This is a genomic window from Variovorax boronicumulans (assembly GCF_029892485.1).
Classification (GTDB): domain Bacteria; phylum Pseudomonadota; class Gammaproteobacteria; order Burkholderiales; family Burkholderiaceae_C; genus Variovorax; species Variovorax boronicumulans_B.
Genome location: NZ_JARXVG010000008.1, coordinates 192,767 through 212,241, shown reverse-complemented (window position 1 = coordinate 212,241; position 19,475 = coordinate 192,767). Strand labels below are relative to the sequence as shown.

At 67.0% G+C, this 19,475-nt stretch carries 16 protein-coding genes; 10 read left to right on the top strand and 6 right to left on the bottom strand.

Annotated features, from left to right (window positions below):
• The first annotated feature begins 105 nt into the window (after positions 1–105).
• The 7 genes from M2282_RS19925 to M2282_RS19895 all read left to right on the top strand — a co-directional run bounded on the left by M2282_RS19925 (position 106) and on the right by M2282_RS19895 (position 8,442).
• Entirely contained in the window at positions 106–996 is an 891-nt protein-coding gene (locus M2282_RS19925) for an AraC family transcriptional regulator (protein ID WP_280810499.1), read from the top strand.
• Between the two features lie 115 nt (positions 997–1,111).
• Entirely contained in the window at positions 1,112–2,032 is a 921-nt protein-coding gene (locus M2282_RS19920) for an ABC transporter substrate-binding protein (RefSeq protein WP_280810498.1), read from the top strand.
• Between the two features lie 41 nt (positions 2,033–2,073).
• Positions 2,074–3,564 (top strand): sugar ABC transporter ATP-binding protein, encoded by a 1,491-nt coding sequence (locus tag M2282_RS19915; protein ID WP_280810570.1) that lies wholly within the window; start codon positions 2,074–2,076, stop codon positions 3,562–3,564.
• Positions 3,561–4,541 carry an ABC transporter permease gene (locus M2282_RS19910; RefSeq protein ID WP_280810497.1) on the top strand — a complete coding sequence of 327 codons (981 nt, stop codon included), beginning with the start codon at positions 3,561–3,563 and terminating at the stop codon, positions 4,539–4,541. The genes M2282_RS19915 and M2282_RS19910 overlap by 4 nt, the downstream gene beginning before the upstream one ends.
• A 169-nt stretch (positions 4,542–4,710) precedes the next feature.
• Complete coding sequence (locus tag M2282_RS19905; RefSeq protein ID WP_280810496.1) at positions 4,711–5,841, top strand: alcohol dehydrogenase catalytic domain-containing protein; 1,131 nt, start codon at positions 4,711–4,713, stop codon at positions 5,839–5,841.
• Between the two features lie 21 nt (positions 5,842–5,862).
• Positions 5,863–7,389, top strand: coding sequence for an FGGY-family carbohydrate kinase (locus M2282_RS19900; protein ID WP_280810495.1), 1,527 nt, complete (start codon positions 5,863–5,865; stop codon positions 7,387–7,389).
• Positions 7,390–7,704: 315 nt separating this feature from the next.
• Positions 7,705–8,442: an SDR family oxidoreductase gene (locus M2282_RS19895; RefSeq protein ID WP_280810494.1), complete on the top strand. Its 738-nt coding sequence runs from the start codon at positions 7,705–7,707 to the stop codon at positions 8,440–8,442.
• Between the two features lie 12 nt (positions 8,443–8,454).
• Here M2282_RS19895 and M2282_RS19890 read toward each other — a convergent pair whose 3' ends face one another.
• The 3 genes from M2282_RS19890 to M2282_RS19880 are packed head-to-tail and all read right to left on the bottom strand — an operon-like array spanning position 8,455 to position 11,946.
• The gene (locus tag M2282_RS19890; protein ID WP_280810493.1) at positions 8,455–8,769 is read right to left on the bottom strand and encodes a polyhydroxyalkanoic acid system family protein; all 315 of its coding nucleotides are present in this window, start codon (positions 8,767–8,769) and stop codon (positions 8,455–8,457) included.
• Positions 8,762–9,883, bottom strand: coding sequence for an aminopeptidase (locus tag M2282_RS19885; protein ID WP_280810492.1), 1,122 nt, complete (start codon positions 9,881–9,883; stop codon positions 8,762–8,764). The genes M2282_RS19890 and M2282_RS19885 overlap by 8 nt, the downstream gene beginning before the upstream one ends.
• On the bottom strand, positions 9,880–11,946 hold the full coding sequence (locus M2282_RS19880; RefSeq protein WP_280810491.1) for a molybdopterin-containing oxidoreductase family protein: 2,067 nt from the start codon (positions 11,944–11,946) through the stop codon (positions 9,880–9,882). Before M2282_RS19880 ends, M2282_RS19885 begins: the two co-directional genes overlap by 4 nt.
• 50 nt (positions 11,947–11,996) lie before the next feature.
• Between M2282_RS19880 and M2282_RS19875 the strand changes: the two genes are divergently transcribed.
• The gene (locus tag M2282_RS19875; protein WP_280810490.1) at positions 11,997–13,124 is read left to right on the top strand and encodes an ABC transporter substrate-binding protein; all 1,128 of its coding nucleotides are present in this window, start codon (positions 11,997–11,999) and stop codon (positions 13,122–13,124) included.
• Between the two features lie 281 nt (positions 13,125–13,405).
• Here the strand turns inward: M2282_RS19875 and M2282_RS19870 are convergent, their stop codons facing one another.
• From M2282_RS19870 to M2282_RS19860, 3 genes are read right to left on the bottom strand one after another with little or no spacing between them, the layout of a single operon-like run.
• Complete coding sequence (locus M2282_RS19870) at positions 13,406–14,500, bottom strand: M14 family metallopeptidase (protein WP_280810489.1); 1,095 nt, start codon at positions 14,498–14,500, stop codon at positions 13,406–13,408.
• On the bottom strand, positions 14,497–15,702 hold the full coding sequence (locus tag M2282_RS19865; RefSeq protein WP_280810488.1) for a M20 aminoacylase family protein: 1,206 nt from the start codon (positions 15,700–15,702) through the stop codon (positions 14,497–14,499). The genes M2282_RS19870 and M2282_RS19865 overlap by 4 nt, the downstream gene beginning before the upstream one ends.
• A 55-nt stretch (positions 15,703–15,757) precedes the next feature.
• Complete coding sequence (locus M2282_RS19860) at positions 15,758–16,945, bottom strand: glycerophosphodiester phosphodiesterase (RefSeq protein ID WP_280810487.1); 1,188 nt, start codon at positions 16,943–16,945, stop codon at positions 15,758–15,760.
• A gap of 100 nt (positions 16,946–17,045) precedes the next feature.
• On the opposite strand from M2282_RS19860, the gene argE reads away from it, so the two are divergent.
• Both argE and M2282_RS19850 read left to right on the top strand, forming a co-directional pair.
• A complete protein-coding gene (gene argE / locus M2282_RS19855; protein WP_280810486.1) occupies positions 17,046–18,212 on the top strand; it encodes an acetylornithine deacetylase in 1,167 nt (388 codons plus the stop codon).
• Positions 18,205–19,464, top strand: a complete 1,260-nt coding sequence (locus M2282_RS19850; protein WP_280810485.1) for a DUF445 domain-containing protein — start codon at positions 18,205–18,207, stop codon at positions 19,462–19,464. Before argE ends, M2282_RS19850 begins: the two co-directional genes overlap by 8 nt.
• The last annotated feature ends 11 nt before the right edge of the window (positions 19,465–19,475 follow it).

The following is a 19,475-nucleotide window of genomic DNA, read 5'->3' as shown; positions in this document are numbered from 1 at the left end:
TCCGACCCTGTCTCTGGTTGTTGACCTCATGGGCGATTCGTACAGTCCGCCCCACGCCGTCACACGCCACCCACAGAACAAAGAGACAAGGAAAGAAGACCGCTCATGCAGCCCGATCTGGAAATCGTCGAAGTTCGCAGCGATGAATCGTTCACCGCCTGGGCGCACGGCTATCCGTACCGCACGGTGCGCTGGCACTTCCATCCCGAATACGAGATCCAGTTGATCGTCGAGACCCGGGGCGTCTATTTCGTGGGCGACCATGTCGGCCACTTCGAGCCCGGCAATCTCGTGCTGATGGGCCCCGACCTGCCGCACAACTGGATCAGCGACGTGCCCGCAGGCCAGAGCGTCGAGCGGCGCGGCATCGTGATCCAGTTTCCGGCCGGGCTGATGAAGAACATGGCCGCGGCCTTCCCCGAATTCGAGCGCATCGCGCCGCTGCTGGCCGAATCGGGCTCCGGGCTGCTGTTCTCCGCCGAGACGGCCATCGCAGCCAAGCCGATCATGGAATCGCTGCTAGAAGCGCGGGGCCTGCGCCGCGTGATCCTGCTGCTCTCGCTGCTCGAACTGCTGGTCGACAGCCACGACCGCCAGCGGCTCGCAAGCCCCGCGTTCAAGCCCGACCCGAAGGCCTTCATGTCGCACGCCATCAACAACGTGCTCGCGCACATCGCCGCCAACCTCGGCGACGAACTGCGCGAGCCCATGCTGGCCGAGCTGGTGGGCCAGAGCCCGAGCGCGTTCTCGCGGTCGTTCCGCAAGCACACGGGCCAGTCGTTCGTGCGCTATGTGAACCGGCTGCGCATCAGCCGCGCCTGCGAACTGCTCACCAACAGCGAGAAGCCGGTGCTCGACGTCTGCATGGACGTCGGCTTCAACAACGTGTCGAACTTCAACCGGCAGTTCCTTCTGCACAAGCGCATGCCGCCGACCAAGTTCCGCAATTTCCATCGCATGCAGGCCGCGGCCTCGCGTGCCGCCAGTTCGCCGTAGCCGGCGTTCGTTTTTCGTTCCCCGCGTCGTTACCGGCGCGGCGCATCGGGCGCCGCGTGGGGCACGCCTTTGCCCGCGTTTTTTCGACAGCCAACAACCTCAGGAGACAGCCACCATGAAGAACCTTCTCAAAGCCACCGCCCTCACCGCCGCCCTCGCCTGCGGCGCCACCGCCGCACAAGCGCAGGCGCCCAAGCAGCCGCTGCGCATCGGCATGACCTTCCAGGAACTCAACAACCCCTACTTCGTGACGATGAAGCAGGCGCTGGAAGAAGCCGCCGCCAGCATCGGCGCGACCGTGGTCACCACCGACGCGCGGCACGACGTGGCCAAGCAGATCGGCGACGTGGAGGACATGATCCAGAAGAAGGTCGACATCCTGCTGCTGAACCCGACCGACTCCACCGGCGTGCAGTCGGCGGTGCGCTCGGCCAAGAAGGCGGGGCTGATCGTGGTGGCCGTCGATGCGAATGCCCAGGGCCCGGTCGACTCCTTCGTCGGCTCCAAGAACACCGACGCCGGCCGCCTGGCCTGCGAATACCTGGCCAAGAGCATCGGCGAGAAGGGCGACGTGGCGATCCTCGACGGCATTCCGGTCGTGCCGATCCTGGAGCGCGTGAAGGGCTGCCGCGAAGCGCTCGCGAAGTACCCCGGCATCAAGGTGGTGAGCACCCAGAACGGCAAGCAGGAGCGCGCCACCGCGCTCACCGTGACCGAGAACATCCTGCAGGCCAACAAGGACCTCAAGGGCATCTTCAGCGTGAACGACGGCGGCTCGATGGGCGCGCTCGCGGCCATCGACGCGAGCGGCAAGGACGTGAAGCTCACCAGCGTGGACGGCGCGCCCGAAGCGATCAAGGCGATGCAGAAGCCAGGCTCGAAGTTCATCGCGACCACGGCGCAGTACCCGCGCGACCAGATCCGCCTGGCCATCGGCATCGCACTTGCGAAGAAGTGGGGCGCCAACGTGCCGGCGGCCGTGCCGGTCGATGTGAAGCTGATCGACGCAGAAGGCGCGAAGACCTTCACCTGGTAAGCCTCCGGAAGCGCGCCGTGACAACGAACAACAACGCCGAGATGCTCCGGCTGGAAGGCGTCTCCAAGCGCTTTCCAGGCGTGAAGGCGCTCTCGGGCATCGATCTCTCGATCCACAAGGGCGAGGTGCACGCGCTGCTCGGCGAGAACGGCGCGGGCAAGTCCACCCTGATGAAGATCCTCGGCGGCATCTACCAGGCCGACGAGGGCCGCATCTTCATCGACGGCAGCGAGCGCCAGTTCGCGGGCTACAGCGATGCGATCGCGGCGGGCATCGGCATCATCTTCCAGGAGTTCAGCCTCATCCCGTACCTGAACGCGGTGGAGAACATCTTTCTCGGCCGCTACCTGAAGAACCGCTTCGGGCTGATGGACAAGGCGGCGATGAAGCGCTCGGCGCAGCAGCTCTTCGACGAGCTGGGCGTGCAGATCGACCTCGATGTGCCCATCTGCCGCCTCTCGGTCGCGCAGCAGCAGTTCGTGGAAATCGGCAAGGCGCTGTCGCTGAAGGCGCGCCTCCTGGTGCTCGACGAGCCCACCGCCACGCTCACGCCGAACGAGGCCGGGCATCTCTTCAGGATCATGCGCGAGCTGCGCGCCAAGGGCGTGGCGATGATCTTCATCTCGCACCACCTGGACGAGATCTTCGAGGTGTGCGACCGCATCAGCGTGCTGCGCGACGGCGCCAACGCGGGGCACGCGGACGTGGGCGCAACCAATGTGGATGCGCTGGTCCAGATGATGGTCGGCCGCAAGATCGAGCACAACTTTCCGCCCAAGCCCGTGCCCGCACCGCGCGGACGCAAGGTGCTCGAAGTGCCGGAGATCCAGCTTGCCAAGGGCGGGCCGGTCAACAGCTTCGACCTGCACGAAGGCGAGATCCTCGGCTTCGCGGGACTCGTGGGATCGGGCCGCACCGAGCTCGCACTGGGAATGATGGGCGCCGACCGCGTGCACCGAAAGACGGTGCTGCGCAACGGCAAGCCCGTGCGGCTGAACGACCCGACCGAGGCGCTCGCGAACGGCATTGGCCTCCTGCCCGAGAGCCGCAAGGTCGAGGGGCTGATCACCGACTTCACGATCCGCTTCAACATCTCGATGAACAACCTGGGCAAGCACAGGAGCGCGGGTCTCGTGAGCCAGAAGTCGGAGAAGCAGTCGGCCGCCGAACTCGCCAGGCGCGTCGGCGTGAAGGCGCCGAGCATCGAGACGCGCGTGGCCACGCTCTCGGGCGGCAACCAGCAGAAGGTGGTGATCGCGCGCTGGCTGGGCCATGCGAGCGAGGTGCTGATCTTCGACGAGCCCACGCGCGGTATCGACGTCGGCGCCAAGGCCGAGATCTACAGCCTGATGCGCGAGCTCACGCGCCAAGGCAAAGCCATCGTGATGATTTCGAGCGAGCTGCCCGAGATCGTCGGCATGTGCGACCGCGTCGCGGTGTTCTCGGGCGGGTCCATCGTGGCCACGCTCGAGGGCGACTCCATCAACTCGGGCGACATCATGCGCCACGCAACCACAGGGGGTTCGCAATGAATGCCACCGCCAGCCATCCCACGCCGCCGGTTCCTTCGGGCGGATTCTTCACCCAGTTGCGCCGCTCGACGGCCTTCCTTCCGCTGGTGGGGCTGGTCGCGATCTCGGTCTTCATGATCGTCGCGACCGACAACTTTCTCTCGTGGGGCAACCTGCAGAACATCGCGCTGCAGTCGTCGATCAACGCGATCATCGCGGTGGGCATGACGGCCGCGATCCTCACCGGCGGCATCGACCTCTCGGTGGGCGCGGTGGTCGCGCTGTCGGGCACGCTGGCCTCGGGAATGATGGTGCAGTTCGGGCTGCCGCCGATGCTCGCCGTGCCGCTCGGGCTGGCGGTGGGCGTGGTGATCGGCCTCTTCAACGGCTACTGCGTGGCCTACCTGCGCATGCCGCCGATCATCGTGACGCTGGCCACCATGGGCATCGCGCGCGGCATTGCGCTGATCTATACCGGCGGCTATCCGATCGACGGGCTGCCGGAGTCGTTCGCCTTTCTCGGCGGCGGTGTGCTCGCGGGCATCAAGGTACCGATCCTCATCATGCTGGCGACGTACCTCGTGGCGTATGTGCTGCTGAACATGGCGCCGTTCGGGCGGTATGTGTATGCGATCGGCGGCAATGAAGAGGCGACGCGTCTGTCTGGCGTGCGCGTGTCGCGCTACAAGCTGCTCGTTTATGCGTTGAGTGGTCTGACCGCGGCCATCGCCGGCATCGTGCAGGCGGCGCGCGTCACGAGCGGACAACCCGGCGTGGGCGTGGGCTTCGAGCTCGATGCCATCGCGGCGGTGGTGATGGGCGGCACGTCCATCGCAGGCGGACGCGGCGCGATCGTCGGCACGCTGGTCGGTGCGCTGTTGCTCGGCGTGCTGAACAACGGTCTCAACATGATCGGCGTGTCGCCGTATCTGCAATTGATCATCAAGGGCGGGATCGTGCTGCTCGCCATCTTCATCAGCCGCGAAGCCAAACGCTGACCTCTTTTTTGTCTTGCTCCTTCCCCTCCCGGGGGAAGGCTGGGATGGGGGCAAGCGGCGCTGGTTCAACAACAGCGCCTCATCGACCGCCGCTTGCCCCCACCCCTGCCCTCCCCCGGAAGGGGAGGGAGAAAAACCGAACAACCTCTTTGACCTCCACAAGGACCCCATGTCGTATCAAAAACTCCAACCCGGCGCATCAGGCGCCATCGGCGAACTCGCCGCCATGCAGGCCGTCGTCTGCCACGGCCCGAAGGACTACCGGCTCGAAACCGTGCCGATGCCGACCATCAGCCGCAACGAACTCCTGATCTCCATCGCGGCCTGCGGCATCTGCGCCTCCGACTGCAAATGCCACTCGGGCGCGAAGATGTTCTGGGGTGGCGACGGCCAGCCCTCGTGGGTCAAGGCGCCGGTGATCCCGGGTCATGAATTCTTCGGCTACGTCGAGGCACTCGGCGAAGGTGCAGCCGAACACTTCGGCGTCGAGAAAGGCGACCGCGTGATCGCCGAGCAGATCGTGCCCTGCGGCAAGTGCCGCTTCTGCACTTCGGGCAAATACTGGATGTGCGAGGTGCACAACATCTTCGGCTTCCAGCGCCTCGTGGCCGATGGCGGCATGGCCGACTACATGCGGCTGCCGCCAACCTCGCGCGTGCACAAGATCCCCGACGGCATCTCGCTGGAGGACGCGGCCATCATCGAGCCGCTCTCGTGCGCGATCCACACGGTGAACCGCGGCGACATCCAGCTGGACGACGTGGTGGTGATCGCCGGCGCCGGCCCGCTGGGCCTGATGATGGTGCAGGCCGCGCGGCTGAAGACGCCCAAGAAACTGATCGTGATCGACCTCGTGCCCGAGCGCCTTGCGCTGGCAAAAGAGTTCGGTGCCGACGTGACGATCAACCCCAAGACCGAGAACGCCGACGCCATCGTGAAGGGCCTGACCGAGGGCTACGGCTGCGACGTGTACATCGAGACCACCGGCGCGCCCATCGGCGTGACGCAGGGGCTGGAGATGATCCGCAAGCTCGGCCGCTTCGTCGAGTTCAGCGTGTTCGGCTCGGAGACCAGTGCCGACTGGTCGATCATCGGCGACCGCAAGGAACTCGACGTGCGCGGCGCGCACCTGGGGCCGTACTGCTATCCGATCGCCATCGACCTGCTGGCGCGCGGGCTCGTCACCTCGAAGGGCATCGTGACGCACGACTTCCCCCTGACCGAATGGGAGCGCGCCTTCGCGCTGGCAAACTCGCTGGATTCCATCAAGGTGCTGCTCAAGCCGCAGCCCCGATCCTGAAATCCTGAGAGACAACACACCATGAAATACGTGATCGGCGTCGACATCGGCACCCAAAGCACCAAGTGCCTGCTGGTCGGCATCGACGGCAAGGTGCACGCGCAGGCCAGCGCGGCCTACCAGCCCGAGACGCCGAAGCCGCTGTGGGCGCAGCAGGATTGCGCGGTGTGGTTCGACGCGGTGTGCGAGAGCGTGCGCACCTGCGTGGCGAAGAGCGACGTTGCCGCATCGGACATCGCGGCAATGTGCGTGAGCAGCCTCTACGGCGGCGCGGGCATCCCGGTCGATGAGGCCATGCAGCCGCTGCACCCCTGCCTGATCTGGATGGACCGGCGCGCCACCGCAGAAGTCGATGCGGTAAATGCGACGGTCGACGTGGCGCGGCTGCAGGCGATCACCGGCAACGGCGTGGACAGCTACTACGGCTTCACCAAGATCCTGTGGGTGCGCGAGCACCTGCCCGAGGTGTGGGCCAAGACGCGCTGGTTCCTGCCGCCCAACAGCTACATCAACTGGCGGCTCACCGGCGAGCTCGCGGTCGACCACAGCTCGGCCGGCAACATCGGCGGCGTGTACGACGCGGCAGAGCGCGGTTGGTCAGAGGAAGCGCTGGCCATGCTCGGCATCCCGGCGCGCATGATGCCGCCGCGCCTGGTCGAATCGAGCGATGTGGTCGGAGGCCTGAACGCCGAGTGGGCAGCGAAGCTCGGCCTCGCCGAAGGCATGCCGTTGATGGCCGGCGGTGTCGATGCGGCGGTGGCCACCTTCTGCGCGGGCGTGACCGGCAGCGGCGACCACGTGGCCATGATCGGCACCAGCATGTGCTGGGGCTTCGTGAGCCCCACGGTGGATGCGCGCCACAAGCTCATCACGATGCCGCACGTGTATCGCGGTGCCGACCGCAGCTATGTGTTCGGCGGCGCGATCACCGCGGGCGCGGCCGTCACCTGGTTCCGCGAAGCCTTCTGCCAGGCCGAGGTGGCCGAGGCCGCGCGCACCGGCGAAGACGCGCACGCGCTGATCGAGCGCAAGGCCGTCGACGTGCCGCCGGGCGCGGAGGGCCTGGTATTCCTGCCCTACCTCATGGGCGAGCGCAGCCCGATCTGGGATGCGCAGGCCAAGGGCGCGTTCATCGGCCTCTCCCTCGCGCACAGCCGCGCGCATCTGTACCGCGCGGTGCTCGAAGGCGTGAGCTTCGCGCTGCAGCACAACATCGAGGCCGGCCGGCAAAGCGGGCAGCCGCTGGACGAACGCCTGATCGTGGTCGGCGGCGCGGCGCATTCGGACCTGTGGATGCAGATCGTCGCGGACATCACGGGCTACCCGGTGTTCACCATCGAGGAAGAGGTCGAGGCCGCCCTCGGCGCGGCGATGCTCGCGGCGCTCGGCGCGGGGCTGGTCGATGCTGCGACGGCGGAGCGCGGATGGGTCACGCTGGTGGAGCGCGCGCGGCCTGAGCCCGCGGCGCAGGCTGTCTATCGCGAGCGGTTCGATATCTACAAGTCGCTCTACCCTGCGTTGCGCGATGCGATGCACCGAATGAAATGAACCTCCGTTTTTGATTCGGCACGTGTGCATTCGGGGTGCGATCACGCCGACGGGGTACCTTGCTCCGCGAATGTCCCCCGCCTTCGGCTCCTCCTTGATTTCGCTGCGCAATGCACCCCGTCGGCGTGATCGTTGTGAGCAGCGGTCGTTGATCGGCTGCGAACCAGCAGCGTGCCCAAGTGCACAGGGCATCGGGTGCTCCCCGCAGCGAAATCAAGGGGGAGGCCGCAGGCCGGAGGACATTCGCGGAGGGGAGTACCCGGTGGCCTGTGCACCCGCACTGAATCACACCTCTCCAAACAAGACAACAGCACCATGACAACAACCTTCGATTTCTCCACCCGCCGCGCCCTCGTGACCGGCGCGAGCAGCGGCATCGGCCGCGCAGTAGCAGTGCAGCTCGCTCAGTCGGGCGCAGCGGTAACTGCAATGGGCCGCAACATCGCGGCACTCGACGCCCTGCACGCAGAAGCAGGCTGCACACCAATGGCAATCGACGTGGGCGACGCAGCCGCATTGGAACGCGCGCTCGCGACGTTGCCGGCTTTCGACCTCGTGGTGAACTGCGCCGGCATCGCATTGCTCGAATCCGCGCTCGACCTGCAGGCCGAAAGCTTCGACGCCGTGATGGCCGTCAACGCACGCGCCGCGGCACTGGTCGCCTCGCGGTGCGGCAAGGCGATGATCGCGGCCGGCGTGCGCGGCAGCATCGTCAACGTGTCGAGCCAGGCCGCGCTGGTCGCGCTCGATGCGCACCTTTGCTACTGCGCATCGAAAGCCGCGATGGACGCGATCACGCGCTCGCTGTGCCTCGAATTCGGGCCGCACGGCATCCGCGTCAACAGCGTGAATCCGACCGTGACGCTCACGCCGATGGCCGAAGAGGCCTGGGCCGATCCGGCCAAGAGCGCGGCAGTCTTGAGGAACATTCCGATGGGACGGTTTGCGCAGGTCGAAGAGGTGGTCGCGCCGATCCTCTTCCTGCTCTCCGATGGCGCCTCGATGGTCAGCGGCGTGGCGCTGCCGGTCGACGGGGGCTACACGATCGTGTGAGCCGCCCCGGGCTCAGGCGAAGCGCGCGCCGCCGTTCGGCGAATCGAGCAGTTCGTCGAGATTGCGCGAGATCTTCTGCTCGATCTGCTCGCTGAAACTGCTGAACAGGAAGCCCAGCGTGGCTTCGAGCTTGAAGGTGTCGGCGGTCACCTCGACCGTGCCGTCGATGCCGGGGCGGCTGAACTGGGCGACATCGCAGGTCTTGCCCTCGGTGTAGGTGCACTCCAGGCCGTAGTCCTCTTCGACCTGCTGCACCCATTGGCGCGCGACTTCGCGGGCGCCGGCAATGCCCAGCGTGTGGTTTCGTTCGATATGGATGTCAGGCACCGTGATCTCCGTTGTTGCTGTCGCTGGAATGGGTTTGCAGGATACCGGTGGCGGCCTGCAAGGCACTCCGGCGTTCTTCCGTGGTCGGCAGCGCAGCGATGCGCCGGACCTCAGTGTAGAAGCGCGGCCAGTCGCGGCCTTCGCGCTCGAACAGCGCCTCGAAGCTGGGCACGAGGTCGTCGTATGCGCCCTGGGCGCCGAAGGCCGCGTTGTTGGCGCGCGCCACCCAGCCATCGTAGGCGCGCTGGCGCGGGCCGGGCCAGCCCTTCTTCAGCTCGGCATAGCGTGCGCGGAAGTCGGCCATCGCGGCCTTCTTCATCGCCTCGACGGCGGCCCAGTCCTTGGCCTTGGCCTCGGGTGATTCGTACACCTGCGTGAGCGTGCGGCGCGTGTTGAGAGCCAGTGCGCGGAACTCCTGGCGCTGGCCGTCGAACTGCGCGTATTCGCGGCGCGCCGCCTCGCCGGCTTCGCGCTGCAGCCACATCCCGCCGCCGATGCGCTCGACCGCTGTGGCGTAGGACTCGTTGAACACCGTGTCGCCCGGCACGTACAGCACCTGGTGCGCGAGCTCGTGGATCACGAGGCGCGCCAGCTCGCCTTCGGGATAGCCGATGAAGGTGGAGAGCAGCGGATCGCCGCCGGCCCAGTTCATCCAGCCCAGCGTCGAATACGCAGGCACGGGATACACGGCCACTTCGAGGTCGAGTGCGCGCTGCACCTCGGCTTCGGCCTTGGCCGCGTCTTCGCTGTAGTAGCCGCGGTAGCCCACGCAGCCGGCCACCGGAAAGCACCAGCTCTTGAGCGTGAGCGAGTACGGCGGCGCGGCCACCACGTTCCACACGGCGGCGGGGCGGTGCAGGTCGGCGTACGACTTGTAGCTGGCGTTGTCGGGCAGGCCGAGTTCGGCCGAAGCGAAGCGGCGGATGCGCTGGGTGAGCTCGAGCTTGGCCTTCAGCGGCGCCGACGTCGCCGGGTCCGCGAGCCATTCGGGCACGGGCTTGGCGGCCTGCATGATGCCGATGTGGCCCCTGGCGGATTGCCAGTAGTAGCCCAGGTCGGCGCAGCCTGTGAGGAACAGGGCGCCGGCCAGTGTCAATGCGGACAGCCCCCTCACGCGCGTTCGACCTGCACCAAGCAATCGTAGAAGGTCGGGCCGCGGCCGATGTCCGTCAGCCGCTGGCTGGTGAGCTGGTTGACGTTGGTGCCATCGCCGCCGAACTTGCGCCACCAGATGCCCATGCCATGCACCACGCCCTGGCGCGCGCGGCGCGAGACCTCGGCGCGGCAGCGGTGCTCGCCGCGCTGGTTGAACACGCGCACCATCGCGCCGTCTTCGATGCCGCGTGCGGCGGCATCGGCCGCGTGGATCTCCAGCAGCGGCTCGACCTCGATCGCGCGCAGGCTCGTCACGTTGACGAAGGTGGAGTTCAGGAAATTGCGCGCGGGCGGCGAGATCATCGCGAGCGGGAATTCGGTCGAGCTGCCGGCCGGCTCCCAGTTGGGCACGTGGTCGGGCAGGCCGTCCATGCCCATGGCTTCGAGGCGCGCGCTGAAGAATTCGCAGCGGCCCGAAGGCGTGGGGAATTTGCCTTCGGCGAACGGTGCCTCGGGCAGCTTCACGGTGGTGAAGCCTTGGGTCAGCATCTGTGCGTAGTCGATGGCGTTCTCGGCGAACGCGGTGCGGCACAGCGCCTCGTCTTCGTCCGAGAAGCAGGGTTCGTCGAAGCCCATGCGGCGCGCCAGCTCGCGGAACACCCAGGCGTTGCTGCGGGCCTCGCCGCGCGGCGCGACGGCGGGGCGATTCAGCAGCACGTCGGTGTGTCCGTAGCTGGTGTGGATGTCCCAGTGCTCCAGCTGCGTGGTCGCGGGCAAGAGGTAGTCGGCGTAGTCGGCGGTGTCGGTTCGGAACTGCTCCAGCACCACGGTGAACAAGTCCTCGCGCGAGAAGCCGGCGACCACCTTGGCCGAATCGGGCGCCACCGCGACGGGGTTGCTGTTGTAGACCACGATGGCCTTCACCGGCCTGGCCTCGTCGAGCAGCGCATTGCCGATGGTGCTCATGTTGATGGTGCGCGGGCGGCGGCCTGCGAGCAGGTCGGGCCGCTGCAGCGCGGCGCGGTCGACCGGGAAGTGGCCCGAGCTGCTCAGCAACAGCCCGCCCGCCCGATCGCGCCACGCGCCCACGAGCGCCGGCAGGCAGGCGACGGCGCGCGCCGCGTTGCCGCCGCCGCGCACGCGCTGCATGCCGTAGTTCAGGCGGATGGCCGCGGGCCTGGTGGTGCCGTAGGCCTCGGCCAACGCCACGATCTGTGCCTCGGGAATGCCGCAGACCTCGGCCGCACGCGAAGGCGGCCACTGCAGCGCGCGCTCGCGCAGCTGCTCCCAGCCCAGCGTGTGATTGGCGATGTAGTCGTGGTCGAGCCAGTTGTGCACGATCAGCTCGTGCATCAGCGCCAAGGCCAGTGCGGCGTCGGTGCCGGGCAGCAGCGCGATGTGCTCGTCGCATTTGTCCGCGGTTTCGGTCTTGCGCGGATCGATGCACACCAGCCGTGCGCCCGCGCGCTTGGCGGCCTGGGCGTGGCGCCAGAAATGCAGGTTGCTGGCGATGGAGTTGCTGCCCCAGATCAGGATCAGCTTGGCCTCGGCGAAGAACTCGATCCGCATACCGACCTTGCCGCCCAGCGTGTGGACCATGGCCTCGCCGCCGGCCATCGAGCAGATGGTGCGGTCCAGGAGCGACGCGCCCAGCTTGTGGAAGAAGCGCCGGTCCATCGACTCGCCCTGCACCAGGCCCATGGTGCCCGCATAAGAGTAGGGGAGAATTGTTTCCGGATCGCCCTGCAATGACCGAAGATGCGCGGCGATGTCGTCCAGTGCGGCGTCCCACGAGACCGGCTCGAACTGGCCGCTGCCCTTGGGGCCGACGCGCTTCAGGGGCTGCACCAGCCGCTCGGCATGGTCGTTGCGCTCGATGTAGCGCGACACCTTGGTGCAGAGCACGCCGCCGGTGTGCGAGTGAGCGGGATTGCCCTGCAGCTTCACGGCCACGCCGTCCTTGACGGTGGTGACGAGCGCGCAGGTGTCGGGGCAATCGTGCGGGCAGGCGCCCAGCACGGTGGTGGTCTGGGAGGCTGAAGTGGAAGTCGTGGCTTCCAGGGAGTCCGATGCGTGGGCCATCGGACAAGTCTAATTTGTGTGCAGGTAAACGCGCAGAGGGGGTTTTCACAATGGTGAATCGCAGGCATTTTTCTTTGTCCATCGGAGCCGCCGCAACGCTCGGCAGCTTCCGGATCGCACAGGCGCAGAGCGAGGCGCCTTTGGTGCTGGGCCAGTCCGCGCCATTCACCGGCCCGGCCGCGCAGCTGGGCATCCAGTTCCACCAGGGCGCCAAGGTGTTCCTGGACCAGTACAACGCCCAGCCCGGTCGCCGCAACGTGGTGATCAAGAACCTGGACGACGGCTACGAGCCCGACCGCTGCGCCGCCAACACGCAAAAGCTGATCGAGGAGGACGTGTTCGCCCTCTTCGGCTACATCGGCACGCCGACCAGCCTGGCCGCGCTGCCGCTGGCAGTGAAGGACAAGGTGCCGTTCATCGCCCCGTTCACCGGCGCCATGTCGCTGCGCGAGCCTTTCCAGAAGAACGTGTTCCACCTGCGCGCCTCGTACAACGACGAGACGGCGCTGATGGTCAAGCAGCTCACCCACCTGGGCCTGAAGAAGATCGCGGTCTTCTACCAGAACGACGCCTACGGCAAGGCCGGGCTCGACGGCGTGACCCTGGCGCTGGCGCACCAGGATCTCAAGCCGATCGCCATGGCCACGGTGGAGCGCAATTCGGCCGATGTGGCGCAGGCGGTGAAGAGCATCGTGGGCGCGCGGCCCGACGCGGTGGTGCAGGTGGGCGCATACAAAGCCTGCGCGGCCTTCATCCGCGAGGCGCGCAAGGCGAGCTACGGCGGCACCTTCATCAACCTGTCTTTCGTGGGCACGCAGGCGCTGGCGGACGAGCTCGGCAAGGAAGCCGCGGGCGTGATGGTGACGCAGGTGGTGCCCTCGCCCTACAACCCGGCCAATGCGATCACCCGCGAATTCGTCGAAGCGGTGCGCAAGGCGGGCGGCGGGGCGAGCGCGAACTTCTCGAGCATGGAGGGCTACCTTGCCGCGAAGGTGCTGACCGAGGGGCTGCGCAAGGCATCGGGCAAGCTCACGCGCGACAGTCTCGTCGCGGGGCTGGAGAGCATCGACCGGCAGCAGTTCGGTGGGTTCGAGGTGTCGTTTTCGGCGAAGAACCACGTGGGGTCGAAGTTCGTGGAGCTGTCGATGCTTACCGGGGACGGGCGGGTTCGGACTTAGTTCTTGGCGCTCTTGTCTTGTTCAGGGCGGGTGCACAGGCCACCGGGTAGTCCCCTCCGCGAATGTCCTCCGGCCTGCGGCCTCCCCCTTGATTTCGCTGCGGGGAGCACCCGATGCCCTGCGCACTTGGGCACACTGCCGGTGCGTGGCCGATCAACGACTGCTCTGAACACGATCACGCCGATGGGGTGCCTTGCGCAGCGAAATCAAGGAGGAGCCCGAAGGGCGGGGGACATTCGCGGAGCAAGGTATCCCATCGGCGTGATCGCCGCCCCGAACGTTCAGGCGCTCAACCCATCCACGGCTTGAAACATCGCCTGCCGCGCCTGGCTGACGATCTGCCCGCGCCACGCGTCGGTGTCCGTATAGAACGCCTCGACCATGCGTGCACGGATGCCATCGGCCAGGTCGCCCGGCGCGTCCGGGTGCTTGTGCAGCCAGTGGTCCGCGCGCAGTGCGCCGGTCACTTCCAGCATGGGGAGCGTGCCGTATTCGAGCGCGATGCCGGTGTATTCGGCCTGCGGGCATTCGTCGTACACGACGTCCCACATCAGGCCGCGCAGCAGCGCCGAAGTCGATGAGCCGTCGTAGATCGAGGTGACCGGCGCGGCGGGCGTCCCCCACCAGGCGTTCGCGCGGGCATAGGCGAGCTTGTCGTCCTTGCCCGCATAGATGCGTTCGCCGAGTCCGTTGGGACCGAGTCCCGTGTGCAGGTCGATCCAGGCAATGCGCTTTGCACCGGCCGCGTGGCGGCGCAGCACGCTGCGGATCGTCTTGTTGCTCCAGGTGGGCGCCTTGCCGCCGAAGAAGAGGCCATCGTCGAACTGGTATTGCCCGCTGGTGACCGCTGCCTGGTAGGCGGTGGCGCCATGCTTCTCGATCCACTTGTCGATGGCCGCCTGGTTCTCGGGCGTGGGCGGCCAGGTGTCGGGCAACAGCAGCGGATGCAGCTTGGCGTAGGGCTCGTTGACCGGCGCCGGTTTCGAGAAATCGATGAAGTTGCGGTTCAGGTCGACGTTCTCGTGCGTCACGCGCCGGCCGTAGGAAAAGCCGTGCGGGTTGAGCGCATGCACATAGAGCACCGCCACGCCCTGGGCCCTGGCCTTCTCGCGCCACTCGGCATCGTGCAGCGCGAACACCTGCACGCCGCTGCCGCAGTGGCCTTCGACGCCATGGCAGGCGCTGGTGACGACCAGCAGGCGCTCGGCGTTCGCATCGCCGTCGAGCGCCACATCCATCGAGAGTTCTTCGCCGTCGCGCCCCTTGAGCGGATGCGCATGCGGCTGCACGGTGAGGCCCGCGCTCACGCAGCCTTGCAGGAACTTCTGGCGCGCCTGGGCATAGCGCGGCGAAAAGGCCTCGCCGATACCGATCATGAGACGTTGCCGCCGGGCTTCTTGAGGAACTGCTCGGCGATCTGCACCCAGCAGGTGGCGCCGAGCGGAATGAGATCGTCGTTGAAGTCGTAGCTCGCGTTGTGCAGCGTGCAGGGGCCTTCGCCGTGGTGCACGTCGCGGTGTGTGCCGTCGCCGTTGCCGATGAAGGCATAGGCGCCGGGCTTGGCCTGCAGCATGAAGGCGAAGTCTTCGGAAGTCATGGCGGCCTCCTGCTTCAGCACGTTCTCGGCGCCGACGATGCCGGCCATCACATCGCGCGCGAAGTGGGCTTCGGCCTCGGTGTTGATGGTGGGCGGGTAGTAGCGCTCGAAGCGGAAATCGCAGGTCGCGTCGTGCGCCGCGCAGATGTGCTCGGCGATCTGCCGCATCCTGGCCTCGATCATGTCGAGCACCTCGATGGAGAAAGTGCGCACCGTGCCCGACAACTCGCAGTTGTCGGGAATCACGTTGTTGGCTTCGCCCGCATGGATGGTGGTGACCGAGATCACGGCCGAATCGGTCGGCTTCATCTTGCGCGTGAGGATGGTCTGGAAGGCCTGCACGATCTCGCAGGCGATCGGCACCGGGTCGATGCCGGTCTGCGGCAGCGCCGCGTGGCCCCCCTTGCCGATCACGTTGACGTGGAACTTGTTGCCCGACGCCATCACCGGGCCGGGGCTCACCGCGAACTGACCGGCCTTCATGCCGGGCCAGTTGTGCATGCCGAAGACGGCGTCCATGGGGAACTGCTCGAAGAGCCCTTCCTTGATCATTTCGCGGGCGCCGCCGCCGCCCTCTTCGGCCGGCTGGAAGATCAGGTAGACGGTGCCGTCGAAATTGCGATTTTTCGCCAGGTGCTGGGCGGCTGCGAGCAGCATCGCGGTGTGGCCGTCGTGGCCGCAGGCGTGCATCTTGCCGTGGTGCTTGCTGGCGTGGGCGAAGGTGTTGAGCTCGGTGACGGGCAGTGCGTCCATGTCGGCGCGCAGGCCCACGGCGCGGTTGCTGGTGCCGTTCTTGACGATGCCGACGACGCCGGTCGTGCCAAGGCCCCGGTGAATGGGAATGCCCCATTCGGTGAGCTTGCCTGCCACCACGTCGGCGGTGCGGACTTCTTCGAAGCAGAGTTCAGGGTGGGCGTGGAGGTCACGTCGGACGGCGGCGATGCCGGCCGCCTGCGTGACGAGCGAATCGATGAGTTTCATGGGGCACAGTCTAGGCTTTGCGGAATGCGCCGCAAAGACCGTGCCGGGCAAACCCTCAGCGGCCGAGGCTCTTCAGGTACTCGGTGCGCGCGGCCAGCGCGGTGTCGGTGAAGTCGGTGAAAACGCCGTCCACGCCGAGCTTGTAATAGATCGCGTACTCGTTCTTGCCGTCCTTGTTGTAGTCGGCTGCCAGGCGGCGCGACTCGTTGCGGAAGGTGAAGGGATGCACGAAGAGGCCGGCCTTGTGCGCGTCGGCGATCAGCGTGGTGGGCGAGACCGAGGTGGCATCGGCGTCGTTGACCTTGCCGTCCTTGTTCACGTCGATGGGCTTGCCATCGGGGCCGATGCTGCCCTTGATGGTCACGATGTAGCGCTTCCACGGACCGATGCCGTCGGCGTAGGTCTTGATCTCGGCCAGGCCCGCGGGCGTGACCATGGCGTCGAAGTTGCGCGTGTCGCCGGCCTTGGTCCAGTCGTAGGGACGGTCGCTGGGAACCGCGAAGGTCACGGCACCGGTCTTGAGGTCGACGCTGTCGCCGTCGATCAGCTGGATGATCTTCGTGTTCAGGCCCTTGGCTTTCATGTACTTCAAGCTGCCCGGCTCGAACGACTGCACGTAGATCGGCGCGGTCTTGCTGTTCCAGCCGGCGGCGTTGATGGCGGCGACGACCTTGTCTTCCAGCGGCAGGCCCAGCTCGCGGAAGTAGGTCGGGTTTTTGGTCTCGGGGTAGATCGCGATGGTGCGGCCGGTTTCCTTCGACTTGGCCTTGGCGAAATCGATGATCTCCTGGAAGGTCGGGATCTTGAACTTGCCGTTGAATTCCTGCGGGCGCTCGGCGTCGGTGGAGATGCCGCCCAGCGTCTTGATCTCGGCCAGCGTGAAGTCGTTGCTGAACCAGCCGGTCTGGGTCTCGCCGTCGACCTTGATGGTCTTCTTGCGCGAGGCGAAGCGGGCGTGCTTGGCGACGTCGGTGCTGATGGCCAGGTTGGGGTCGTGGCGGGCGATGAGCACGCCGTCCTTGGTGGAGACCAGGTCCATCTCGATCACGTCGGCGCCCAGTTCGATGGCGCGCGCATAGGCTTCGAGCGTTTCCTCCGGCAGGTAGCCCGAGGCGCCGCGGTGGGCGATGACCAGCGGCGGCTTGCCGTCGAGCGTCAGCAGCTTGTTGGCCGGGCCGGTGGTGCTGCAGGCCGCAACGCACAGGGCGGCGGTGGCGGTCAGGGCGATCTGAAGGGTGCGCATGGTTTTTTTCTCCATCCAAAAGAGGCGCAGGGTACCCGCTCCCGATAACAGCCGGAACAACCGCCGACGCGGGGCATCGACTTCTTGGACAATCTGTTGCATGCCCCACACGCTTTCCCCTCAAAGCCTCGCGCTGGCCCAGTCGCTGGTGCGCATGAACACCATCAGCGCGAACAGCAACCTCCAGCTGATCGACCTCGCACAGAGCCACCTCGCCGCCCTCGGCGTGAAGAGCCGCATCACCTACAACGCCGGACGCACCAAGGCGAACCTGTTCGCCACGCTGGGCGAGGGCAAGCCGGCCGGGGTGATCATTTCAGGGCACACCGATACGGTGCCCTGGGACGGGCAGGCCTGGAGCGTGGACCCGCTCTCCGCCACGGTGATGAACGAGCGCCTCTACGGCCGCGGCTCGGCCGACATGAAGAGCTTCATCGCCATCGCCCTCTCCAACGCCAGGCGCTTCCTTGAAAGCGACTCGCCCTTCGCGGTGCACTTCGCCTTCAGCTACGAGGAAGAAATCGGCTGCTTCGGCGTGAAGGAACTCATCGCCGACATGCGCGACGCGGGCATCAAGCCGCTCGCCTGCATCGTGGGCGAACCCACCAGCATGGTTCCGGCCATCGCCCACAAGGGCGTGTACCGCTACAAGTGCTGTGTGCGCGGCAAGGAGGCGCATTCGTCGCTCACGCCCAGGTCGGTGAACGCCATCGAGATGGCCGCGCGCGTGATCGGCAAGGTGCGCGACATGGCCGAGGACTTCGAGCGCAGCGAGCCGCGCTACGAGGGCTTCGACGTGCCCTTCAGCACCGCGAGCGTAGGCCAGTTCCACGGCGGCATCGCCGACAACGTGGTGCCGCGCGATGCCGAGTTCCGCTATGAATTCCGCGACCTGCCCACGGCCGACGCCAAGCGCATGCAGTCCGACGTGCTGGCCTATGCCGCGAGCATCGAACCCGCGATGAAAAAGGTGGCGCCCGATGCGGGCTTCAAGTTCGAGACGATCTGCGAGATCCCGAGCTTTCTCGGTGCAGCCAGCGACCCCATCACGCTGCTCGCGCAGCGCCTCGCGGGCGAGGACCGCACCACCTTGGTGGCCTTCGGCACCGAAGCGGGCCTGTTCAAGAACGCGGGCATCCCCACCGTGGTGTGCGGCCCGGGCAGCATCGAGCAGGCGCACCAGCCGGACGAATTCGTGAGCCTCGAACAACTCGCGCGCTGCGAGCTGTTCATGGAGCGCCTCGCCACTTCGCTCACCATTGGCTGAAGACCAGAGCAGCATCGCGCTGCGGCGCATGAAGCGCGTCGCGCTCGGCCTGCTGTGCGCGGCGGCGCTGCTCTACGCGGTGGCCAGCGCACTGCATGCGCAGCATCCGGCCTGGGGCTACGTGGCCGCCTTCGCCGAAGCCGCGATGGTCGGCGCGATTGCCGACTGGTTCGCGGTGGTGGCGCTGTTCCGCCATCCGCTGGGGCTGCCGATTCCGCACACCGCGATCATCCCGAGCAACAAGGACCGTATCGGCGCCAAGCTCGCGGGCTTCATCTGCAACAACTTCCTGAGCACCACGCAGGTGCTCGCCAAGCTGCGCGAATTCGACACCGCAAAGCGCATCGCCGATTGGCTGGCCCGGCCCGCGAGCGGCGAGAAGCTGGGTGAATGGGGCGTGGCCGCCGCGCGATATGGGCTCACGGCCTTCGACGACGAGCGGGTGCGCGCCTTCATGAGCCGCGCCGCGGCGGCGGGCCTCGAAAAGATCGACCTTTCGCGCCTTACCGGCCAGGCGCTCGATGCACTCACCGCGGGCGGGCGCCACCAGGCGCTGCTCGACGACGTGCTGCAGCAGGTGGCGGGCCTGCTCGAAGGCGACGAGGTGCAGGCGCACATCACCGAGGCCATCGCGCGCGAGATCAAGACGCTGCGCTACGTGGGCCTGGACCAGGTCGCGGCCAAGCTCGCCACGCGCAAGATCGTCGCCGCCGTCGCACACACCATCGGCGAGCTCGCGGCCGAGCCCGACCACCCGATGCGCAAGCGTTTCGACCACTTCGTCGACGACTTCGTGGTGCGCCTGAAGCTGGACCCCGATTTCCAGCAGCGCGGCGAACAGATCCGCGCCGAGTTGATGGCGCACCCGGCCCTGGGCGACTACCTGCACGGGCTCTGGGGCGAACTGCTCGCATGGCTGGACGAGGACCTGCGCCGCAGCGACTCGACGATCCGCCAGCGCATCGCGTCGATGGCCGGTGCGCTGGGCACGCGGCTGCAGGCGGACGAGGCCATCCGCCACTGGATCAACGAACAGATCGAGGCCGCCGCGCCGCTGGCCATCGAGCGCTACCGCGAAGACATCCGCCGCTACGTCGAGGAGCGGGTGGGCGAATGGAACGCCGAGGAAATGACGGTGGAGCTGGAGCGGCACATCGGGCGCGACCTGCAGTTCATCCGCATCAACGGCACGCTGGTGGGCGGGCTGGTGGGCTTGCTGATCCACACCGTCACGCAGCTGCTGCGCGGGTAATCCGCAGCGGA

Excerpts from the sequence above, each read along its gene's own strand:
- M2282_RS19860 (WP_280810487.1), bottom strand. The coding sequence starts at position 16,945 with ATGCGCACCCTTCAGATCGCCCTGACCGCCACCGCCGCCCTGTGCGTT.
- M2282_RS19865 (WP_280810488.1), bottom strand. The coding sequence starts at position 15,702 with ATGAAACTCATCGATTCGCTCGTCACGCAGGCGGCCGGCATCGCCGCC.
- M2282_RS19880 (WP_280810491.1), bottom strand. The coding sequence starts at position 11,946 with ATGGCCCACGCATCGGACTCCCTGGAAGCCACGACTTCCACTTCAGCC.
- M2282_RS19870 (WP_280810489.1), bottom strand. The coding sequence starts at position 14,500 with ATGATCGGTATCGGCGAGGCCTTTTCGCCGCGCTATGCCCAGGCGCGC.
- M2282_RS19875 (WP_280810490.1), top strand. The coding sequence starts at position 11,997 with ATGGTGAATCGCAGGCATTTTTCTTTGTCCATCGGAGCCGCCGCAACG.
- M2282_RS19925 (WP_280810499.1), top strand. The coding sequence starts at position 106 with ATGCAGCCCGATCTGGAAATCGTCGAAGTTCGCAGCGATGAATCGTTC.
- M2282_RS19905 (WP_280810496.1), top strand. The coding sequence starts at position 4,711 with ATGTCGTATCAAAAACTCCAACCCGGCGCATCAGGCGCCATCGGCGAA.
- M2282_RS19900 (WP_280810495.1), top strand. The coding sequence starts at position 5,863 with ATGAAATACGTGATCGGCGTCGACATCGGCACCCAAAGCACCAAGTGC.
- M2282_RS19915 (WP_280810570.1), top strand. The coding sequence starts at position 2,074 with ATGCTCCGGCTGGAAGGCGTCTCCAAGCGCTTTCCAGGCGTGAAGGCG.
- M2282_RS19920 (WP_280810498.1), top strand. The coding sequence starts at position 1,112 with ATGAAGAACCTTCTCAAAGCCACCGCCCTCACCGCCGCCCTCGCCTGC.
- M2282_RS19895 (WP_280810494.1), top strand. The coding sequence starts at position 7,705 with ATGACAACAACCTTCGATTTCTCCACCCGCCGCGCCCTCGTGACCGGC.
- M2282_RS19910 (WP_280810497.1), top strand. The coding sequence starts at position 3,561 with ATGAATGCCACCGCCAGCCATCCCACGCCGCCGGTTCCTTCGGGCGGA.
- argE (WP_280810486.1), top strand. The coding sequence starts at position 17,046 with ATGCCCCACACGCTTTCCCCTCAAAGCCTCGCGCTGGCCCAGTCGCTG.